Below are 3,083 nucleotides of genomic sequence, written 5' to 3'. Positions count from 1 at the left end.
GCCCCGCCCCCGGCCCCGGAACCACCCGCTCCGGGGCCGGTACGAAGCACCCCCGGAAACTGTGTAGACTTACCGACGTTGCCGCTCGCACCATAGGTGCAGGCAGCGCGCCGCTTTAGCTCAGATGGCCAGAGCAACGCACTCGTAATGCGTAGGTCTCGGGTTCGAATCCCGAAAGCGGCTCCGTTGGAGGCCAGGTCACGTAGTTCGTGACCTGGCCTCTTTGCTGTCGGCCGAGGGGCGGAGGCGGGCGGCGAGGAGGGCGATGTCGTCCTCGCACATGCCGTCGGTCAGCTGGGTGAGCAGGGTGTCGAGGAGGTGCTCCAGGGAGTCGTCGGCGGACAGGCCCATGGTGGTGAGGGCGCGGACGGAGTCGTCGATGTCGACGTTCCGCTGTTCCACGAGGCCGTCGGTGTAGAGCAGCAGTACGGCGCCCGGCTCGAAGGCGAACGTCGTCATCTCGTAGTCGCCGAGTTCCGTGCCGATGGGCGGGCCGGCCGGGAGGTGCATCAGGCCGGCGCTGCCGCCCGGGCGGATGACCAGAGGCGGCAGATGCCCGGCCGTGGCCGCGGTGCAGGTGCCGGCCTCGGTGTCGAGGAGCACGAGCAGGCAGGTGGCCGCGCGGTCGAGGCCGATGCGTGCCGCCCTGCGGTCCGCCTCGGTGAGCATGGCGTCCACGGGCAGTCCGGCGGCGGCGACGGTGCGCAGGACGGAGCGGTACTGGCTCATGGCCACCGCGGCCTGGAAGCCGTGGCCCATCACGTCGCCCATGACCAGCAGCGTGCGGCAGTCCGGGAGCGCGATGGAGTCGTACCAGTCGCCGCCGACCAGGGCGCTGCGGCCGGAGGGCAGGTAGCGGGTGGCCACCTCGACGGTGGGGTGCGGGCGGTCGGGCTCGGAGAGCAGCGCCCGCTGGAGTTCCAGCGTCATCGCGTGCTCGTGGCTGTACCGGTGGGCGCTGTCGATGGAGACCGCCGCCCGCGCGGCGACGCCCTGCGCGGTCAGGATGTCGTCGCTGCTGAAGCCGGGGGATGCCCCCACTCGCATGAGCATGACGATCCCGACGCTGTGGCCGGCCGTGGGCAGGGGGACGACGAGCATCGAGTGGACCCCGGCCGCCCGGAGGATCCGCACCCGTTCGGGATCCACGACGACCTTCTGGAACAGCTCGTCGGAGGCCAGATTGCCCAGCCACGGCCGTCCGCTGTCCATGCAGCGCCGGGGCGCCGAGCCGCGCGGCAGATCCACGTACGGCCTGGTCCCGCCCAGCTCGTTCAGGTGCCGTAGCAGTTCGGGCGGCGCGGAGAGCTTCATCTTGCGCAGCCGGAGCATGCCGGCGGGCGGCGGAGGCGCGCCGAAGAACTCCTGCTCCACGAGCCCGACCGCGGCGATGTCCGCGAGGGACGGCGCGAGGAAGTCCGCCAGCTCGGCGCAGGTGGCCTCCACGTCGAGGGTGGTGCCCACCCGGGTGGCCGCGGCGTCCAGCAGGGCGAGGCGCTGGTGGGCGTTCTCCAGGTCGTCCAGGTACTGGCGCAGATTGCTGGCCTCGACGGCGATCCCGCACACGCCGAGGACCTGCCCCTGCACCTCCAGCCGGTGGAAGACGGCCCGCCAGAGCCTGCGTCCCACGGGGGAGGGGACACGCGTGGTTCCGGTCAGGGTGACTTCCCGGGGCTGCCCGTCGGCGAGCACCTCGATCAGTACGTCGTCGGGGGTCTGCACGTCCGGCAGCACCTCGCGGAGCGTCCTGCCGAGGAACGCGGTGGCCGGGACTCCGGTGACCCGGGACCAGGCCGGGTTGACGTAGAGGTAGCGCAGGTGGCGGTCCAGGATGACCACGGGGGCGGAGGTGCCCTCGATGATCCCGCGCAGGAAGCCGCACTCGCAGGACATTCGGGCGCCGTCGACCGACGGCGGGAACGGTTCGGTGCCCATGCCCCGCGGCGCCCGGGTCCGGGCCTCGGGGAAGAGCCACGACGGCGGGGGTCGTTCTGCGTTCAACGTCTTCTCCTGCTGTCCGGGTGCGGGCGGCCCCTTCCCCATCCTGGGAGGACGGCAGATCCGACGCATCTCGGCTCGCTCCGACGCGCGCGGACGCCGCGGTGCCCGCGGAGGACGGGCGGCGGGGACGTACGGAGGAAACGCGGTGACAAAACCGGATCAAAGACCCGGCAAAGTGAACCCGTGCCGAGCGAACCCGCGGACGTGAGGCAACATCTTGGTGAACGGCGGGCAGTGCGCGGTCGGACGCGGTGCCGCCGTCGGCCGGATGGGGTGAGGGACGTGGTGGAGCCGAGGATCGCCGTCGCCGTGGTGACCATGGGCAACCGGCCCGCCGAGGTCGACGCCCTGCTGGAGTCCGTGGCCAAGCAGGATCTCGCCCCCGCCCGCATCGTGATCGTCGGCAACGGCTGCCGGCTGCCCGAGTTCGCCCGCCGGCTCTCGCTGCCGGGCGAGGTCACCACCGTCGAGGTCGAGGAGAACCTCGGCTGTCCGGGCGGCCGGAACGTCGCGCTCGCCCGGCTGCGGGAGTTCGGGGACGTCGACGTCGTCGTGGAACTGGACGACGACGGGCTGCTCGTCGACGCCGACGTGCTGCGCCGGGTGCGCGACCTGTACGCCGCCGACCCGCGCCTGGGCATCGTCGGCTTCCGCATCGCCGACGAGCACGGCGAGACCCAGCAGCGGCACGTGCCCCGGGTGGGCAAGTCCGATCCGCTGCGCGGCGGTTACGTCACCGGATTCCTCGGCGGCGGGCACGCCCTGCGCATGGCAATGCTGGCCGAGACCGGGGACTGGCCCGCCGCGTTCTTCTTCGCGCACGAGGAGACCGACCTCGCCTGGCGNNCCCGAGCTGCTCCTCCAGCACCCCAAGACCTCTCCGGCCCGGCACGCCATCTACTACCGGGTCAACGCCCGCAATCGCGTCTGGCTCGTCCGGCGCCGGCTGCCGCTGCCGCTCGTCCCGGTGCACCTCGGGCTGTGGACGCTGCTCACCCTCGCCCGCACCCGCTCGCTGCCGGGGCTCAAGGCGTGGTGCGGCGGGTTCGTGGAGGGGCTGCGGGAGCCGGCCGGTGAGCGGC

General features: G+C 72.5%; 1 protein-coding gene, 1 tRNA gene and 1 pseudogene. 2 read left to right on the top strand and 1 reads right to left on the bottom strand.

The window, feature by feature from the left end; all coding sequences use genetic code 11:
- The first annotated feature begins 109 nt into the window (after positions 1-109).
- A tRNA-Thr gene (locus CCN44_RS03685) sits at positions 110-183 on the top strand.
- Positions 184-198: 15 nt separating this feature from the next.
- Here the strand turns inward: CCN44_RS03685 and CCN44_RS03680 are convergent.
- Entirely contained in the window at positions 199-2,001 is a 1,803-nt protein-coding gene (locus CCN44_RS03680; RefSeq protein ID WP_158103067.1) for a SpoIIE family protein phosphatase, read from the bottom strand.
- 282 nt (positions 2,002-2,283) lie between these two features.
- On the opposite strand from CCN44_RS03680, the pseudogene CCN44_RS03675 reads away from it, so the two are divergent.
- Positions 2,284-3,083 (top strand): annotated as a pseudogene (locus CCN44_RS03675) (glycosyltransferase family 2 protein); the annotation flags it as partial.

Source organism: Streptomyces tricolor, assembly GCF_002155905.1.
Classification (GTDB): Bacteria; Actinomycetota; Actinomycetes; order Streptomycetales; family Streptomycetaceae; genus Streptomyces; species Streptomyces tricolor.
This window is presented reverse-complemented; position numbering and strand designations above follow the sequence as displayed.